The 16,474-nt window shown below is 43.0% G+C and carries 15 protein-coding genes; 3 read left to right on the plus strand and 12 right to left on the minus strand.

What is annotated here, in order from left to right; all coding sequences use genetic code 11:
* Position 1: 1 nt before the first annotated feature.
* The 5 genes from K0I73_RS18980 to ubiG all read right to left on the minus strand — a co-directional run bounded on the left by K0I73_RS18980 (position 2) and on the right by ubiG (position 5,376).
* Positions 2–790, minus strand: coding sequence for a ParA family protein (locus tag K0I73_RS18980; protein ID WP_220062557.1), 789 nt, complete (start codon positions 788–790; stop codon positions 2–4).
* A gap of 91 nt (positions 791–881) precedes the next feature.
* Positions 882–1,511 (minus strand): 16S rRNA (guanine(527)-N(7))-methyltransferase RsmG, encoded by a 630-nt coding sequence (rsmG, locus tag K0I73_RS18985; RefSeq protein ID WP_220062558.1) that lies wholly within the window; start codon positions 1,509–1,511, stop codon positions 882–884.
* 103 nt (positions 1,512–1,614) lie between these two features.
* Positions 1,615–3,504, minus strand: coding sequence for a tRNA uridine-5-carboxymethylaminomethyl(34) synthesis enzyme MnmG (gene mnmG / locus K0I73_RS18990; RefSeq protein ID WP_220062559.1), 1,890 nt, complete (start codon positions 3,502–3,504; stop codon positions 1,615–1,617).
* A gap of 487 nt (positions 3,505–3,991) precedes the next feature.
* Entirely contained in the window at positions 3,992–4,432 is a 441-nt protein-coding gene (mioC, locus tag K0I73_RS18995; RefSeq protein ID WP_220062560.1) for an FMN-binding protein MioC, read from the minus strand.
* Positions 4,433–4,602: 170 nt separating this feature from the next.
* Positions 4,603–5,376 carry a bifunctional 2-polyprenyl-6-hydroxyphenol methylase/3-demethylubiquinol 3-O-methyltransferase UbiG gene (gene ubiG, locus K0I73_RS19000; RefSeq protein ID WP_220062561.1) on the minus strand — a complete coding sequence of 258 codons (774 nt, stop codon included), beginning with the start codon at positions 5,374–5,376 and terminating at the stop codon, positions 4,603–4,605.
* Between the two features lie 237 nt (positions 5,377–5,613).
* On the opposite strand from ubiG, the gene K0I73_RS19005 reads away from it, so the two are divergent.
* On the plus strand, positions 5,614–6,600 hold the full coding sequence (locus K0I73_RS19005; RefSeq protein WP_220062562.1) for a nucleoside hydrolase: 987 nt from the start codon (positions 5,614–5,616) through the stop codon (positions 6,598–6,600).
* Between the two features lie 110 nt (positions 6,601–6,710).
* Here K0I73_RS19005 and K0I73_RS19010 read toward each other — a convergent pair whose 3' ends face one another.
* Together K0I73_RS19010 and K0I73_RS19015 are read right to left on the minus strand one after the other, a co-directional pair.
* A complete protein-coding gene (locus tag K0I73_RS19010; RefSeq protein ID WP_220062563.1) occupies positions 6,711–7,352 on the minus strand; it encodes a LysE family translocator in 642 nt (213 codons plus the stop codon).
* A 205-nt stretch (positions 7,353–7,557) separates the two neighbouring features.
* Positions 7,558–8,313 carry an HNH endonuclease gene (locus K0I73_RS19015; protein ID WP_220062564.1) on the minus strand — a complete coding sequence of 252 codons (756 nt, stop codon included), beginning with the start codon at positions 8,311–8,313 and terminating at the stop codon, positions 7,558–7,560.
* A gap of 148 nt (positions 8,314–8,461) precedes the next feature.
* On the opposite strand from K0I73_RS19015, the gene K0I73_RS19020 reads away from it, so the two are divergent.
* Complete coding sequence (locus tag K0I73_RS19020) at positions 8,462–9,172, plus strand: sulfotransferase (protein ID WP_220062565.1); 711 nt, start codon at positions 8,462–8,464, stop codon at positions 9,170–9,172.
* Between the two features lie 126 nt (positions 9,173–9,298).
* On the plus strand, positions 9,299–11,797 hold the full coding sequence (locus K0I73_RS19025) for a helicase-related protein (RefSeq protein WP_220062566.1): 2,499 nt from the start codon (positions 9,299–9,301) through the stop codon (positions 11,795–11,797).
* A 400-nt stretch (positions 11,798–12,197) separates the two neighbouring features.
* On the opposite strand, the gene mnmE is transcribed toward K0I73_RS19025, so the two are convergent.
* The 5 genes from mnmE to rpmH form a co-directional block, all read right to left on the minus strand.
* Positions 12,198–13,559: a tRNA uridine-5-carboxymethylaminomethyl(34) synthesis GTPase MnmE gene (gene mnmE, locus K0I73_RS19030; protein WP_220062567.1), complete on the minus strand. Its 1,362-nt coding sequence runs from the start codon at positions 13,557–13,559 to the stop codon at positions 12,198–12,200.
* Between the two features lie 106 nt (positions 13,560–13,665).
* Positions 13,666–15,297: a membrane protein insertase YidC gene (gene yidC / locus K0I73_RS19035; RefSeq protein WP_220062568.1), complete on the minus strand. Its 1,632-nt coding sequence runs from the start codon at positions 15,295–15,297 to the stop codon at positions 13,666–13,668.
* 3 nt (positions 15,298–15,300) lie between these two features.
* Positions 15,301–15,555, minus strand: coding sequence for a membrane protein insertion efficiency factor YidD (gene yidD / locus K0I73_RS19040; protein WP_081730661.1), 255 nt, complete (start codon positions 15,553–15,555; stop codon positions 15,301–15,303).
* On the minus strand, positions 15,522–15,878 hold the full coding sequence (gene rnpA / locus K0I73_RS19045) for a ribonuclease P protein component (RefSeq protein ID WP_220062569.1): 357 nt from the start codon (positions 15,876–15,878) through the stop codon (positions 15,522–15,524). Before rnpA ends, yidD begins: the two co-directional genes overlap by 34 nt.
* A 15-nt stretch (positions 15,879–15,893) precedes the next feature.
* Complete coding sequence (gene rpmH / locus K0I73_RS19050) at positions 15,894–16,031, minus strand: 50S ribosomal protein L34 (RefSeq protein ID WP_011867659.1); 138 nt, start codon at positions 16,029–16,031, stop codon at positions 15,894–15,896.
* Positions 16,032–16,474: the final 443 nt, after the last annotated feature.

Raw genomic sequence — 16,474 nt, forward strand, 5'->3', positions numbered from 1 at the left:
CTTAAGCTTGCTGTAACTTAGAATGTTGCTCTGCACGTCTAATAATTTCACCCGCTAACGCAAGATAAGCTTTAGCACCGGCGCTCGATTTATCATAATACATGGCAGGTGCACCAAAACTGGGCGCTTCGGCCAATCGGACGTTACGAGGGATAACAGTCCGATACACTTTATCGCCAAAATGCTGCTTTAGCTGATCGGACACATCATTTGCTAATCGATTACGCGGATCATACATAGTACGCAAGATCCCTTCGATTGAAAGACCCGGATTAACCATAGCCGCCAATTTACTGATGGTATCCATCAACGCCGTTAACCCTTCTAGGGCATAATATTCACACTGCATAGGCACTAACACCGAATCAGCAGCAGACATAGCATTGACCGTCAGCATATTGAGTGAAGGCGGGCAATCGATAAAAATATAATCATAATCATCTTTGATAGGAGCAAGCGCATTTCGCAAACGGATCTCGCGGGCAAAAAACTCCATTAGCTTGATCTCAGCCGCCGTCACATCGCCATTACCGGCAATCAGATCATATTTTCCAGCGGTATTTCGATAAACGATCTCGTCGAAGCTCTTTTCTTCGACTAACAGTTCATAAGCGGTATTTTCGACGTTGTATTTATCGACGCCACTACCCATGGTTGCGTTGCCTTGAGGATCAAGATCGATAAGTAAAACTTTGCGCTTTGTTGCAGCCAAAGATGCCGCTAAATTAACACAAGTAGTTGTTTTTCCTACGCCACCTTTCTGGTTGGCTACAGCTATCACTTTACCCAAAATATTATCCTGTCTTCACGTTAGCTGATTCGATACGCTTATTGTTTTATCAAATTGCTTGAACTGGTTTAATAATGCAACTCTATTGGCGTTACGCTTGTGAGTTTTTGACCACTCTAAGCAAATGGCGCTGTTCTTCAAGACGAGGGACTTTCAATTCAAACACATCGGTAACACTATATCCTTCAGGAATTTGTGCCATCTCATCATCGCCAAGCTGACCTTTTAGCGCATAAAAACAACCATTGTCTTTAGGTAGATGCTGACACCAATGCAACATATCTTCAATTGATGCAAATGCGCGGCTCAGTACCCCATCAAATTTTTCTTCTGGTTGATAAGCCTCAACGCGACTTTCAACTGAACTAATATTATTGATCCCTAGCTCAAACTGAACCTGTTTCTGAAAACGGATCCGTTTACCTAAACTGTCGAGTAACACAAAGGTTTTATCAGGATTCATAATTGCCAAAGGAATTCCAGGCAATCCGGGCCCGGTTCCAACATCAATAAAACGTTCACCAACAAGATGCTTACTCGCTGCAAGACTATCCATAATATGACGGATCAACATCTGCTCAGGATCTCTTACCGAAGTCAGGTTATAGGCCTTATTCCATTTTGCGAGCATAGCAACAAAATCGAGCAACTTTTGCTTTTGCTCTGGCGTGGCCGTCATATTAATGTCGGCTAAATAAGTATCTAATTGGACTGATAACACAGAGGTATCCTCGATAAACAATGGGATATTATGAAGCCGAGAAGCCTAGATGGGAAGCACCAAGGCCACTCATCTAGGCGAACAACAATTTTACGCTATGAATTTAGGCACTCTTTCTGAGTAAACCACGCTTCTTAAGATGAACCAGCAAAATCGAAATAGCAGCAGGGGTAATGCCTGAAATACGCGATGCCTGACCAATTGTTTCTGGTTTATGGTCATTAAGCTTTGCAATCACTTCGTTTGATAAACCTGGAACCTCTTGATAATCAAGATTTTGTGGCATTAAGGTTTTTTCGTTACGAATCGCTTTATCGATCTCATCTTGTTGACGTTGGATATACCCCGAATATTTAACCTGGATCTGCACTTGCTCTGCAGCACGTGGGTCTTCGATTGCAGGACCAAATCCTTCGATCCCCATTAATTTAGGATAATCGAGTTCAGGACGACGTAATAACTCTTCAAACGTCGCTTCACGAGTGATCGGCGTTTTCAAATGTGGGTTAAGTTCATCAACCAAAGGAGAGTTTGGATGGATCCATTGGCTGCGCAGACGCTGAAGTTCTAATTCGATCGCCTCACGCTTAGCATTAAATTTAGCCCAACGTTCATCATCAACTAAGCCTATTTCACGTCCCTTCTCGGTTAAACGCAGATCGGCATTGTCTTCACGAAGCAATAAGCGGTATTCCGCACGGCTAGTAAACATACGGTAGGGTTCTTTGGTTCCAAGAGTTGATAGGTCATCAACCAAGACGCCTAGATATGCTTCATCACGACGTGGACACCAAGATTCTTTACCTTGCACTTGCAATGACGCATTCATACCAGCAAGTAAACCTTGTGCGCCAGCTTCTTCGTAGCCCGTGGTACCGTTGATTTGTCCAGCAAAGAACAAACCATTTATCGATTTGGTTTCTAATGAGTTTTTAAGATCGCGAGGATCAAAATAGTCATATTCAATTGCGTAGCCTGGACGAATAATCTGGGCGTTTTCCATACCTTGGATAGAGCGAACAAGATTTAGCTGCACATCGAAAGGCAAGCTAGTAGAAATTCCGTTCGGGTAAATTTCTGTGGTATTTAGGCCTTCTGGTTCAATAAAGATCTGATGCGATGTTTTATCTGCAAAACGATTGATCTTATCTTCGATAGAAGGGCAGTAACGGGGACCAATTCCTTCTATCACACCTGAATACATTGGGCTTCTATCTAGTCCGCCACGAATAATATCGTGAGTACGCTCGTTAGTATGGGTCACATAACAGGACACTTGGCGAGGATGATCTTTTACATCACCTATAAATGACATCACAGGTAATGGGTCATCACCTTTTTGCTCTGACATCAAATCAAAATTAATCGTATTAGCATCGATTCGTGGTGGCGTACCTGTTTTTAAACGACCAACACGAATGGGTAATTCATGTAAACGATGCGCCAATGATATCGATGGTGGATCACCAGCACGACCGCCGCTGTAATTTTCTAAACCAATATGGATCTTGCCACTGAGGAACGTACCAGCAGTTAGCACTACGGCTGGTGCCTCAAAAGCTAATCCCATTTGGGTAACAACACCAACAACCCGATCATTTTCAACAATCAGATCGTCTACCGATTGCTGAAACAGACGTAAATTGAGTTGGTTTTGGAGGATCTGTTGGATCTTAGCGCGATAAAGGGCTCTATCTGCTTGTGCACGAGTAGCTCTAACCGCTGGTCCTTTACTGGAATTTAAGGTTCTAAATTGGATCCCGGCATGATCGGTAGCAACTGCCATTGCACCGCCTAAGGCATCGATCTCTTTAACTAAATGGCCTTTACCGATCCCACCGATAGCTGGATTACAGGACATCTGTCCCAAGGTATCTATGTTATGGGTCAATAATAATGTTTTTGACCCCATCCTAGCAGATGCCAATGCTGCTTCGGTCCCAGCGTGACCGCCACCAACAACAATTACATCGAACCGCTCATGAAAATGCATCACAGTACCTTAGATAAAAACCTGTATCGAAATTGAAAGTAGAAATTGATAGTTAACTATCGACAAATTACTCAACGAGTAGCCGAGTATTTTAGCACTTGGAAGGCATTTGGTGAAAGATCAATTTAGGTCTTTCGATCTCCAATGGATCTGCTTAATAGATCTTAAGATCTTTATATAGATCCTTTATTATGTTTACTATTAGGATCGCTGTTTTCGGTGGATAACCCTAATTTTTTATGTAAATCAGTAATTAACAGCGTTTCGATCCTGTGATCTGATCGCGATCTAACTTGCGTAAGCTTGGGGATAGATCGCCTACTTATCCACAAGGTGGATCTTTGGTCGGATCGGGCGGTGAATAATACAGAGTTAGATCATGATCAAATAATACCTTATCCACATATTTATCATTTAAGATCGTAATATGTGGATAAGATAGATCTAATCTGTGGGTTGTTAAGGTGGTTATACTGATAAAAGATCGTTAAAGATGATCTTGCCAAGCTGCTAACCAAGCTTGAGCGGGTTCTTCGGGGATGGGATCATATTGCACATCAATTTGGATCTTATCCACATAGACTTGTGCACCGCAATTTTCGATCGCTTCAACTAATTTTTCAGGGCCTTGGCAAAAAGTGTCGTAGCTCGAGTCTCCGATCGCGCATAATGCAAATTTAGTTCGGCTGAGATCTGGTTTTTTAGCCTCTATTTCTTCAAAAAATGGCTGAATATTGTCTGGAAGATCGCCCGCACCATGAGTAGAAGATACGATTAACCAAAGACATTTGGGGTCGATATCGTTAAGTTCAGGCGTTAAATGTACCGTTATTTCGTGATCTAATGCTTCTAATTGAGCCGCTAATTCATCAGCCACATATTCCGCACTGCCCAGTGTTGTACCGACAATGACTTCAATTTTTGCCATGATTTTTCCTAAATAGACTTACGTTAATTTGGCTAAACTTTATGAGGAATAACCCGTGTTATTGCTAGCAATCATAAGTGAAAAGGGCGGTTTGGTCTTGTAGAACAGTGGGATTAGCTGGGCATATAATGATTTATGTGGTGAATATCTAGCTTTCTATTGCTACAAATCTAGCGCACATCTGTGGTTTTTTGGGCATAAAGCAGGTAATTAACATCTGGATTATTGGTGATTTTCCATCGTCCTGTAAGTGGATTAAAAGCCATTCCTTCGACGGTAATGGTCTTTAATCCATGGGGAGCGATCATCGACGCTATCTCTTGGGGTTTAACGAAATAATTCCAGTCATGGGTGCCCTTGGGGAGATATCTCATTACATATTCGGCACCAATAATGCCAATAATATAAGACTTTAAGGTGCGATTAAGCGTGGCCATCACCAGTAAGCCTGATGGTTTTAATAATCGACAACAGGTATCCACTAGTTGCTGTTGATCATCGACATGCTCTATTACTTCGGTATTTAATACCACATCATATTGCTGTTCACTGCCGACAAGATCTTGTGCAAGACAATGTTTATAATCGACTTTTATGGACCATTGTTGGGCATGGCGTTGTGCCAGGGTAATGTTATGCCCACTGGCATCGATTCCGATGACATCGGCCCCTTGGCTCGCCAGAGGCTCACATAATAGACCGACGCCGCAGCCAATATCGAGGATCTTTAATCCTTTAAACGGAATATCTTGATTGAGATCGCGTTGAAAATGGACCGCTATAGCATTTTCTATTGCCATTAAACGGATGCTATTAAAGGCTAATACATGCTTAAACTTGCCCTTGGGATCTCGCCATTCTTGGGCTAAAGCATCAAACTTAGCTATTTCAACATCTTGATTTGATTTTGCTATGCCAGCACTCAATTGACTCTTATCTAACATAAATGGATATCCCATCAGGCCGTCGATTCAGTATATACGTAACGATAAGTGGTATGGCTCACCTTTTTATATTTGACCTGTCAATTTTGAACTAGGTTAAAAGCAAGGTCACTGTATTTAACTTAATTGGTGTTAGATTGTGGTGCTGGTATCTTTCACTATATAAAAAGTATGCCTCAGTTACATGTTCTTCAATTAAGAGTCCTTCAACTAAGTGACCTAACGGAACGTTAGATTATGATAAATAAAATAATTCTCGATACCGATCCTGGGATCGATGATGCAATGGCAATACTGTTTGCCGAGGCGCATCCAAAGATTGAACTAAAGGCTATAACTACTGTTTACGGGAATGCCACAATCGATAATGCGACACATAATGCACTATTTTTAAAAGAAAAATATGGTTTTAGTGCTGATGTGGCTAAAGGTGCGGTTAAACCGATCGTTCGTCCACCAGTCGGTCCAACGGTCGTTGTTCATGGTGAAACAGGTTTTGGTGATGTACATGCGCCGAAGACATTAACCACCCAAGCCGATCCGCGGCCAGCGTATCAATACATCATCGACACTGTTAAAGCCGAACCTGGTGAAATAACTTTAGTTGCCGTTGGTCCGCTTACTAATTTGGCTTTAGCCTTAGAGGCTGAACCCGAAATAGTCTCCCTCGTTAAAGAGGTGGTCGTGATGGGCGGTGCATTTGGTGTTAATGATCATCGTGGCAATGTTACTCCTTATGCAGAGGCCAATATTCATGACGATCCCCATGCCGCGGACAAGGTGTTTACCGCTTCATGGCCAGTAGTGGTCATCGGCTTAGATGTCACCGAAGAGAGCTTCTTTACCCGTGAATATCTAGATAGATTGCGTGATGATGCGGGCGAAGTGGGTCAATTTATCTGGGATATTAGCCGTTATTACCTTAAGTTCTACTCAGAAAAGGTGGGGCTTGAGGGATGTCATGTTCACGATCCATCTGCGATAGCGTATGTTATCGATCCGACACTGTTTACCCTGCGCGAAGGGCCTATACGGGTTGTCACCGACGGCCCTGCAGAAGGGCACACCATACAAAAGTTTGATGATAGAAAATACTTGCATGATGAATGGCAAGATCATGCACATCAACGGATTGGCGTAGCGGTAAAAGATCAAGCCTTGCTCAAACTGTATAGAGACACTATTGTTGAATACGGTACAGATAGAGATAAGCACGAGATATAAAAGGAATAAGTGGGATTTAATAGTGGCTACGGAGAACATTTTCCGTAGCCATTTTTGTACTGGCGCACGCTATTAGTTTTCGGTAATTGATTTAGGCTAATAGTTAAGAATTAGCTAATGCCTTGCACTTGTGAGGCCAATAGCCATATTGCTAATGCAAAAAAGATAACGCCCATAAATTTGTTTTGATAAGTTCTAAACTTGTCATTTTTCAATAGTGGCTTACCTAAGGTTCCTACCATAGCCACCAGCAATAGGTTAAACAATAATCCCATCACATTTAGCAGTAGTCCAAGCGCTAACATCTGTTCACCCGAGCTGGCATTTAGTTGAGTCGAGACAAATTGCGGTAGAAACAGTACAAAAAAGATCAATGCTTTAGGATTGAGTAGATTACTCATTACCGCGCGGCGATAGAGCAGCTTAGCAAGATTGTTATTTTGCTCTATTTGCGGCGCGTCGGCTGCACTGGCGCTAATACAATCCCACCCCATTTTCAATAGGTAAGCCGCGCCTAATATACGAAGTAGCTCTAAAGCTAATGGATTAACTGCTATTAGTGCAGAAACGCCCATTGCCGCCAGCAATGTCAAAATAAGCCCCGATGTCGCATTGCCAAAACTGGCGTAGACACCGACTTTTTTACCGTAACTTAAGCTAGAACTGGCTATCAATAACATGTCTGGACCAGGAATAAGCAGTAGGGCGATAACAGTGGTTAAATAGAGTGGCAGTAGATTGAGATCGATCATCAAAAATAGGCTGCTTAAGGTTTGAGATTAAAACAAGGCGCGGATTTTACAGCGATCGATTAGAAATGAAAGTGATGTGGCGTTTAAAACCAGTGATCACTGGCAGGGTAGGTTTACGGTGTTAGCGAGAGGTGCTGTTAATTGATTAAGTTACTCATTTATATAGGCTAAACATCTGTGAGTTAATCAATGAATTGATCCATTGTTATTGCTGAAATATCTCAGTACGGTGATGGGCTAAGAACTCTTCTTTTGGAATAAATTTAGTTGGAAGGGTAATAGATTTTCCCTCGTATTGTTTAAAGCAGTAATCCACAAATGGGTTATTTTTATGTAGTAGTTTGCTCGATAATACGACCTCTAGATTTGAGTTGAGTGTGAGCAGACCTTGGTCAAAAGCACTGTCATGAATACTCGATAGGCACAATCCATTACACGGATTCAATCGTTCACTTGGCTTAACACTCCAAGGCATAATGTGGCTCGCGACCAATAAATTAGGAATACTCAAATTTGTAATACAGCATTTATCATTATAAGAACTCAGTATTATCTGGCGGAATTGATTTTGTCCGATACGGGCCTTTGATTGAACTAATCTTTCGCGGCCGGTGAAGTTGCTATCCGTCGATTCACTTTCTTCATGTTCATTGGTGATAGTAAGGAATGCTTCAGCACTTGTGATATAAAAATTTTCCCAATCGGCAGACATCTCCGCCCACATATCCTTGTCAGCTTTCGATGCACCTTTTAGTCCACTGCGGCCAGATACTTGGATCATAGGATCACAACTGGCTATATTGGCCATTTTCATCGATAGAGAAGATGGAGTTCGGTTTAAAAACTTAGATACTTTTATTATCTCTGGATTTCGGGCGCTAATTTTTCCAAATGATGTTTTATTATAGAGATAGAATGCTACCAGTAAGTCATTCCGTGACCATGGACGACGTTCTGTCATTATTACTTCTCATTAGGATTTTTGATTATCATCATAAGATAGCCGATTATTTTGTTGATTAATATATACTATCTATTAATTTACTGAGTTTTATCCCTGTTTGTATTCCCTTTATTTTATTACTTTAATTTATTAGAGACAGTAGAAATTGATCACTAAGTTTGATTGTAATAGTCACAAGATATTCATCATCGGTCTGCCTCGAACGGGGACAACGAGTGTGAGTGTGGCCTTGCTTGAGCTGGGTTATAAAGTGGCACATCAGGCGTTTACTAAGCAGGCATTTGAGTTGGCGGATGTGGTGTCTGACGCACCTTGTTTCAGTGATTATCGGCAACTGCATAAGCTCTATCCCTATGCCAAATTTGTTTACCTTGAGCGGGCCTTAGATGCCTGGGTGCCATCGATGCAGATGCTACTTAGTCGGATGCTAGTGCATTTAGATAATAAGACTGGCAAGTTTCATCCAATATTAAAACGTAGTTTTAACCATAGTTTTGATATTAACGGCATTGATGATCCTTTGGATGCCGAACATTTGGTGAGTTGTTACCTTAGCCACAAAAAACAAGTATTTGAGTATTTCGAACAATTTAACATAAACAACTTTATCTGTATCGATATCAGCCGGCCTGATAGTTTAACTCAATTGCGTCAGTTTTTAGCTAGCGATTTAAACTTCAGTGGCGAGCAGTCCATAGATAATCCCTTACACAGTCGCTGTGAAGGAGAGGGGGTTCCACACCTTAATCGTGGTCGTAATGTGGCGAGTTGGGATGAGTATAAGCACCCCAATAAAGTTAGTACTAACGCCACAGGGCCTGATAAACGCAAGTTCTTTGATTACAAACTACTTTAATCACAGTCCTATCTGTTGAATCTGTAATGGCTTTAGTGTGAGAGTTTAACCTTAGCAGTTAAAGTTGCCCCATTTATTTATTGGCGCGGTATCATTGCATCCATTGCTAATCATCGTTGCTAAATCATGTCTAACTCTTCAGTAACCGCTTTTTCTTTACCCGCTTTGCCGATAGACAAACTCTATAACGAGTTTAAATTAGCGATAAAACATCATCATTTGGTCGTGGAGTCTGATACAGGCTCGGGTAAATCCACTCGTTTACCGCTGTGGTGTGCTGAGGCTAATGATAGTGGTAAGCCTCAGCGTGTATTGGTGATAGAGCCCCGGCGCGTGGCCTGTTTAGCCTTGGCAGACTTTGTCGCCAAACAGACTCAGTTGCAAGTCGGTTATGCTATTCGTTTCGATTCTACGGTAAATGAACAGACGGATATTGCGTTTGTAACGCCGGGTATCGCACTGCGTTGGCTCTCTGCTAATAGTGAAGCTGTTGATGAGGTGGGGGACAAAGCCGGCTTAGCCTGCTTCGATACCATTATTATTGATGAGTTTCATGAACGGCGCTGGGATACAGATCTGTTGTTAGCATTACTTAAAACCGCTGGTAAACATCGTTTAGTGATCACCTCCGCAACCATTGATGGTGAACGGTTAGCGAGCTATTTAACTGATAAAAATGGCAATAAAGGCACGCGATTACAAGCTGAAGGGCGAAGGTTTCACGTGGAACTAAGATACCAGTCTACCGAGAGTCACCATCTGCCTGATGTGCGTGATATCGATAAAAAGGTAAAACAAGCCGTTGAAACGCTACTGACTCAAACCGCGGGCGATATATTGGTATTTCTACCAGGGAAAAAAGAGATTCAAATCTGTTTGCAGGCCTGCCAGGGCTTATTAGCGACAAATGATGGGCTTGAGCTGCTGGGATTACATGGTGGAATAGATGCTAAACAGCAGCAGGATATATTATCGGAAACAGATCATCAGCGAGTAATCTTTGCGACCAATGTGGCTGAAACCTCGTTAACGATTCCTGGCGTGACCGCTGTTATTGATTCTGGGCTTGAGCGCCGCACACATCAGCGAAATGGTCGTACCGTTCTATCGTTAGCTCGAATCTCAAAAGCGAGTAGTGAACAACGTCTTGGCCGCGCTGGGCGAGTACAAGCTGGGATCTGTATTCGCTTGTGGGGCAAAGGTGCACCTCTCGAGGCGATAACCCCGCCCGAGCTGCAAAGAGAGGAGCTGGTTGAACCTATGCTTGCGGCTGCATGTAGCGGCTATCAACTATCTAATCTGCCTTTTGTGGACAAGCTACCAGAAAAGTCATTAACAAAAGCCACTGAGCAACTGTTGTCTATGGCCGCCATAGACAGCGCTGGGCTGGTCACTGTCCATGGTAGAAAACTGTTCCCACTGCCTATCGATACTCAATTTGCTCACTTAATTAGTGCGATGCCAGATGATGCCTGCAAAGGCTTAATGGTCGACTTAGCTGCGGCGTTAACTGTGCCTGGGCTGATTTATACATTACCCGTTGATGAGTTTGGCTTGCAGCAGCTTGGGCTATGGGAGCCTTTTGGCTGTGATGCCTATTTTATGATTAAACTGCTGCGCGCGGATGCGCCTGATTGGCTAACAATGAGCGATGCGAACCAGAGCTTACTGAAAGAAGCGCGTTTTTTAGCATCACAGATCAGGAAGGTATTAAGCCTACCTGTTGGCAAAGAAGATGATTTATCTCACGTTGAGTTGAGACAGCGTTGGTGTCTAGCGGCTATCGAGGCGCTGCCAGCACTGGCATTTATCCGCCGAGATAAGCGCCAACAAGCCTTGGGTAACGGTTATAGCGAAGTTCAAATCGCTCGTGATTCCCGTTTTGATCTCCCTCTTGATAAACAAGTGTTACCTATTGCTGCGGTGGTATTCGATCAATTTGCCTTAGCGGGGCGAGGCGCTAAACAGACGCTAAATCTTGCTACCTGCATGGCACCGATTTCGATAGATATGTTACTTAAGGCGCAATTAGGTGAGGAGAGGCTAGCAAGCAATAAAGAGCTGGCAGACGATGCCGTGTTGATTGAGCGTGTGTATGCCGGACGCATTATTAATACCTACCGTAAACAAGTATCAGGCGAGCAAGCCATTGAGGCAATAGTACGCAGCATTTGCGAAGGACGCAGTTTTAAAGGGTTAAGTCAGAAGCTTAGCAAAGATATCGCCGCTTGGAATATCTGGTTGGCATTAGGGAATATAGATGACCAAATAGCAGATGTTAAACCTGATTTTGATCGACCATTGGAGCTAGTGAGTTATCTTTATGATCGATTAATTGAACTAGGCGTGGAGTCCTTTGCCGATCTTGAGTTGATTGAGGCTGGAGATCTGTTTTTTGAAGGTGTTCCCGATTGGCAGCGACAGGAGTTTGATCAACTCTACCCGATCGAGCTGGTGTTAGCGGATCTAAAATTATCGGTAAGTTACCTGCCTAAACGAAAATTGGTCTTGCTTGAATACCTAAATGGTCAGCGAAAATTGGGTCCGAAAAGATGGGAGTTACCACGTTGGCAGGGCTGGAAAATTCAGTATAAAAAAGCGAGTAGGGTAGTTGACATCAAGTAAGGCATTGATCTGTGCTTCGATCGATTAAAATTATAGTGATATGTTTTGAGTATAACTTTTTCGATAAGATCTAAATGTGATTAAGTAAATTAGTAAAAACAAAATCAGAATTAGTTTTTAATTGTTTCAAATCAAATGTTTACATTAAATTATTATTCGATCCCTATTTTTGATCTTGCTGGGGATTGCTTGTTGATATCTCTGTTGATTAAATCGATCCAGATCTTGGGTATTTATGCATCAAAATGCGACAAGATCTTTAAATGATCGATTCAAATCTGTTTTAATTTTGAGCAGATATTGTCTGAGAACCGCTATAGGCTTGAGTTAAAAAAGAGCATCTAGATTGGTGCGTTTGAATAACCCCTAGATGCCCTTAAATAGTGCGACTTCGTTTTGATTACTTACCGATACAGAATGAGCTAAATATTTTCCCGAGTAGATCGTCGGAAGTGAACTTACCGGTAATTTCAGACAAGGCCATTTGACACATGCGCAGCTCTTCAGCCAGCAGTTCGCCCGCTTGGTAAACCTCTAACTGCTCTTTTCCTAACAGTAAATGACTCGATGCTAGTTCTAGCGCTTCTAAATGGCGTCTTCGGGCGATAAAACCGCCTTCGAGGTTACTTTGGTAGCCCATCAATGATTTTAGGTGAGCTTTTAGCTCTTCGACACCTAAACCTGTTTTGGCCGATAGTCTGAAGACTTTGTGGTCTTGCTCTTGAGTCGAGGCCAATGGTTCGCCAGTTAAATCTGCTTTGTTGCGCACAACAGTCACGCCGAGATTTTTTGGTAATCGGTCGATAAAGTCTGGCCAAATGTCATGAGGGTCGACCGCATTGGTCGTGGTGCCATCGACCATAAACAGCACTTGGTCTGCGGTTTCTATTTCTGCCCACGCCCGTTCGATACCAATCTGCTCGACGGTATCTGTGGTGTCTCGCAGGCCTGCGGTGTCGATAATATGCAGTGGCATACCGTCAAGATGAATATGCTCACGTAATACATCACGAGTGGTGCCAGCTATTTCGGTGACAATGGCTGACTCTTTGCCTGCTAGTGCGTTAAGCAGGCTCGATTTGCCGGCATTAGGGCGACCGGCAATAACCACCTTCATCCCTTCACGAATAATTGCGCCTTGCTTGGCACTCGACTGCACCGAATCGAGTTTGTCTATGATGCGATAAAGTGCGCCGGCAATTTTACCATCGGAAAGGAAATCGACTTCTTCATCTGGAAAGTCGATAGCGGCTTCAACGTATAGACGTAGGTTAGTCACTTGATCGACGAGTTCGTGTACTTGAGCCGAAAACTCACCTTGTAATGAATTCAGTGCGCTCTTGGCTGCTTGTTCGCTGGTGGCGTCAATCAGGTCGGCGATGGCTTCGGCTTGAGTAAGATCCAGCTTGTCGTTCATAAACGCTTGCTCACTGAACTCACCAGGTTTAGCAATACGCACGCCGCTCACATCCATTACGCGGTTGATTAGCATATCTAGAACAATTTGGCCGCCATGGCCTTGTAGCTCAAGAACATCTTCACCAGTGAATGAGTTAGGGCCTTTAAAGTACAAGGCGATGCCCTGATCGATAACGTTTCCGTTAGCGTCTTTAAAATCACAGTAATCGGCATAACGGGTCTTAGGTAAGTGGCCTAACACTGTCATTGCGACTTCGCTGGCCTTATCACCAGAGATACGAATGATACCTACGCCGCCGCGTCCAGGTGCGGTTGCTTGTGCCACGATAGTATCTGTTGTCATTACTGTGTTCCTACTCTTAAATTGGGAAAAACGAGTCGTTCATTAAAAAGCAAAAAGCGGTCAATACTGAGTATCCGACCGCTTTTTCATTAGTTGGAGCTAAAGGTTATTTTAACCCTTTTTTCTCCAAACCAGCATAGATGATCTTCTGCTGAGTAATCGCAACAATGTTACCGACTAACCAGTAAAGAACCAAACCTGCAGGGAACCATAGGAAGAATACGGTAAATACTACAGGCATCCACTGCATCATCTTTTGTTGCATAGGGTCCATTGTTGGTGCCATTGGCTGCATCTTCTGCATCAAGAACATAGAGATACCCATTAGAATTGGCATCACGTAGTAAGGATCTTGTACTGATAAGTCAGTAATCCAAAGCATAAATGGTGCATGGCGTAGCTCGTAGCTTTCTAGCAGTACCCAGTATAGCGCGATGAAAATAGGCATCTGTAGCAAGATAGGAAGACAGCCACCCATAGGGTTTACTTTCTCTTTCTTGTACAGTTCCATCATGGCTTGACCCATCTTTTGACGGTCATCACCGAAGCGCTCTTTCATGTCCGCTAGCTTAGGTTGCAGGTTACGCATCTTAGCCATAGAGGTGTACTGGGCTTTAGTTAGCGGGTACAACATGCCACGTACGGTCAGCGTGATAAGAATAATTGCCACACCCCAGTTACCCACAAACGATTGATAGAACATCAACAACCAGTGAATCGGGATAGCTAGCCACCAAAGGAAACCGTAATCAACAACTAGGTTGAGTGATTCAGAGATAGCCGATAGCGCTTCTTGATCTTTAGGACCAACATAGAACTGAGCACTAATAGTTTGGTTAGCACCTGGTGCTACATCGTATACCGCGCCGCGGAAACCGATATTGGCTAAGCCGCCTGCACTGACACTTGAGAAAATGGTGTTTTGATCAGCCGCTGGTGGAACCCAAGCAGACACGAAGTAGTGTTGTAGCATTGCTGCCCAACCACCTAAGGTCTTCTTATCTAGGTTCTTGTCTGCCATATCTTCGAAGCTGTACTTCTCGTAACGAGTGTCTTGAGTCGAGAAGGCTGAACCGCGATAAGTCGGCATCATCATGCTGCTTTCGCTTTTCTTGATGCTGTGCTTGATCTGACCATACATCTGAACTTGTAGCTGCTGAGATGAGGTGTTGTTGATGCGGTAGTCGACACCAATATCAAATCTGCCACGGTGTAGAACAAAAACTTTGGTATAAGTCACGCCATTGTCGGCAACATAGGTCATAGGTACTTCAAGAGTATCTTGACCTTCAGCAAGGGTAAATTGCTGAGATTGAACCGCGTAATGAGCACGACCCTTAACACTGCTGTCAATACCGTCACGACCGATCAAACCACTTTGAGAGATATAGTAAATATCGTTAGTTTGCTCGAGCAGTACGAACGGCTCTTCTTTTTCTTGCTCTAGTTTATGACCAACTAATGCAGAGTAAACGATGTCACCGCCAACAGGGTTAATTTTTAACACCAGTTGGTCTGTCGTTACTGTGATCAGTTCTTTCGATGCAATCACAGCTTCTGGTAGCGAAGCATCTGCGTCAGGGACGTCAGCACTGTGTGAATCTGTAACGGTTGGAGAATTAACAACCGAAGATTGAGTCGCAACAGGTTGCGGGTTTTTTTCTGTTTGCCATTGCTGCCACAGCAAAAAGCTGACAAAAAGCAGACCGATAAGCAATATATTGCGTTGAGATTCCATAGCCTATTTATTACACCTGTTATTTTTTGGAGGGACGGGATCTTCACCGCCCGGATGTAAAGGGTGACATTTTAATACGCGTTTCCCTGCAAACCAACTCCCTTTCACAAATCCATGCAAACGAATTGCTTCTATTGCGTAATATGAACATGTGGGATGAAAACGGCACTTTGGTCCCAGTATTGGGCTGATAAATATTTGGTAGCCACGAATTAACGTGGTGGCTAGCCATTGTAACGGCGACTGAGTTTGCGCCATAACTTTTCTACCAGTTTGTGGAGTGCGGCATTATCCATATCCAATACGCCATTTCTTACCAGAACGACTATATCCAAATGCGGTAATTCGTGTTGATGTAGACGAAAGTTATCGCGAATGATTCGTTTAATTCTGTTGCGTTGATTAGCTCTCTTTACATAACGTTTTGCAACAGTTAATCCGATACGAGGATGTTGCTCTGAGTTAGGTATAGCAAGTAAGGTAATTTCAGCCGAAGAAGCTTTGATAGGATTTGAGAATACAGATTTGAATTGCGCGGGAGTTAACAAACGTAACTCCCGCGTAAAGGTATAGCTGGTCACTTGCATTTCTACTGATTAAGCAGAAAGACGAGCGCGACCTTTTGCACGACGACGTGCGATGACCTTACGGCCACCTACAGTAGCCATACGAGCGCGGAAGCCGTGAGAACGCTTGCGCTTCAGGTTGCTAGGTTGAAAAGTACGTTTACTCATTATGGCAATCCGTATTTGTTAGGTGAATAAACCTTATCTCTCAATAAAAGAGGTAAGGGCAAAAAAGAGGCCGAATTGTAATCACTTTAGTTATGCCCGTCAACAAGCAAAACTAACAAGTGAACAAAATCTGCCTTAAAATCTTCTTATCAAGCCATCTTAATACACTATCTAGTGTGGATAACTCTGTGAATGGACACTACATCTTGTGGATCTAGCTATCATTACAATGATCGAAGGTTACGTATTATAGATCGATCTGGATCGCTTAATAAAGCTGAGTTTAGTGGTTTATTCAAATAAATCGATCGGGCGGGATCGTTTTAGATCGGCGTAAATAAATAAAGATGATCTTACTGGGGATAAATATATTTAAAGGATAGCGATCCTTGTTGTCTCACTATAGAATACACCTCTTTTGTGTGATCTTTTGGGGATAAGTA

The sequence above is a fragment of the Shewanella mesophila genome (assembly GCF_019457515.1).
GTDB classification, from domain to species: Bacteria; Pseudomonadota; Gammaproteobacteria; order Enterobacterales; family Shewanellaceae; genus Shewanella; species Shewanella mesophila.

Bases quoted from the DNA above. Each gene is read 5' to 3' on its own strand.
- mnmG (WP_220062559.1), bottom strand. From the start codon at position 3,504: ATGCATTTTCATGAGCGGTTCGATGTAATTGTTGTTGGTGGCGGTCAC.
- mioC (WP_220062560.1), bottom strand. From the start codon at position 4,432: ATGGCAAAAATTGAAGTCATTGTCGGTACAACACTGGGCAGTGCGGAA.
- ubiG (WP_220062561.1), bottom strand. From the start codon at position 5,376: ATGTTAGATAAGAGTCAATTGAGTGCTGGCATAGCAAAATCAAATCAA.
- K0I73_RS19005 (WP_220062562.1), top strand. From the start codon at position 5,614: ATGATAAATAAAATAATTCTCGATACCGATCCTGGGATCGATGATGCA.
- K0I73_RS19010 (WP_220062563.1), bottom strand. From the start codon at position 7,352: ATGATCGATCTCAATCTACTGCCACTCTATTTAACCACTGTTATCGCC.
- K0I73_RS19015 (WP_220062564.1), bottom strand. From the start codon at position 8,313: ATGACAGAACGTCGTCCATGGTCACGGAATGACTTACTGGTAGCATTC.
- K0I73_RS19025 (WP_220062566.1), top strand. From the start codon at position 9,299: ATGTCTAACTCTTCAGTAACCGCTTTTTCTTTACCCGCTTTGCCGATA.
- mnmE (WP_220062567.1), bottom strand. From the start codon at position 13,559: ATGACAACAGATACTATCGTGGCACAAGCAACCGCACCTGGACGCGGC.
- yidC (WP_220062568.1), bottom strand. From the start codon at position 15,297: ATGGAATCTCAACGCAATATATTGCTTATCGGTCTGCTTTTTGTCAGC.
- yidD (WP_081730661.1), bottom strand. From the start codon at position 15,555: ATGGCGCAAACTCAGTCGCCGTTACAATGGCTAGCCACCACGTTAATT.
- rpmH (WP_011867659.1), bottom strand. From the start codon at position 16,031: ATGAGTAAACGTACTTTTCAACCTAGCAACCTGAAGCGCAAGCGTTCT.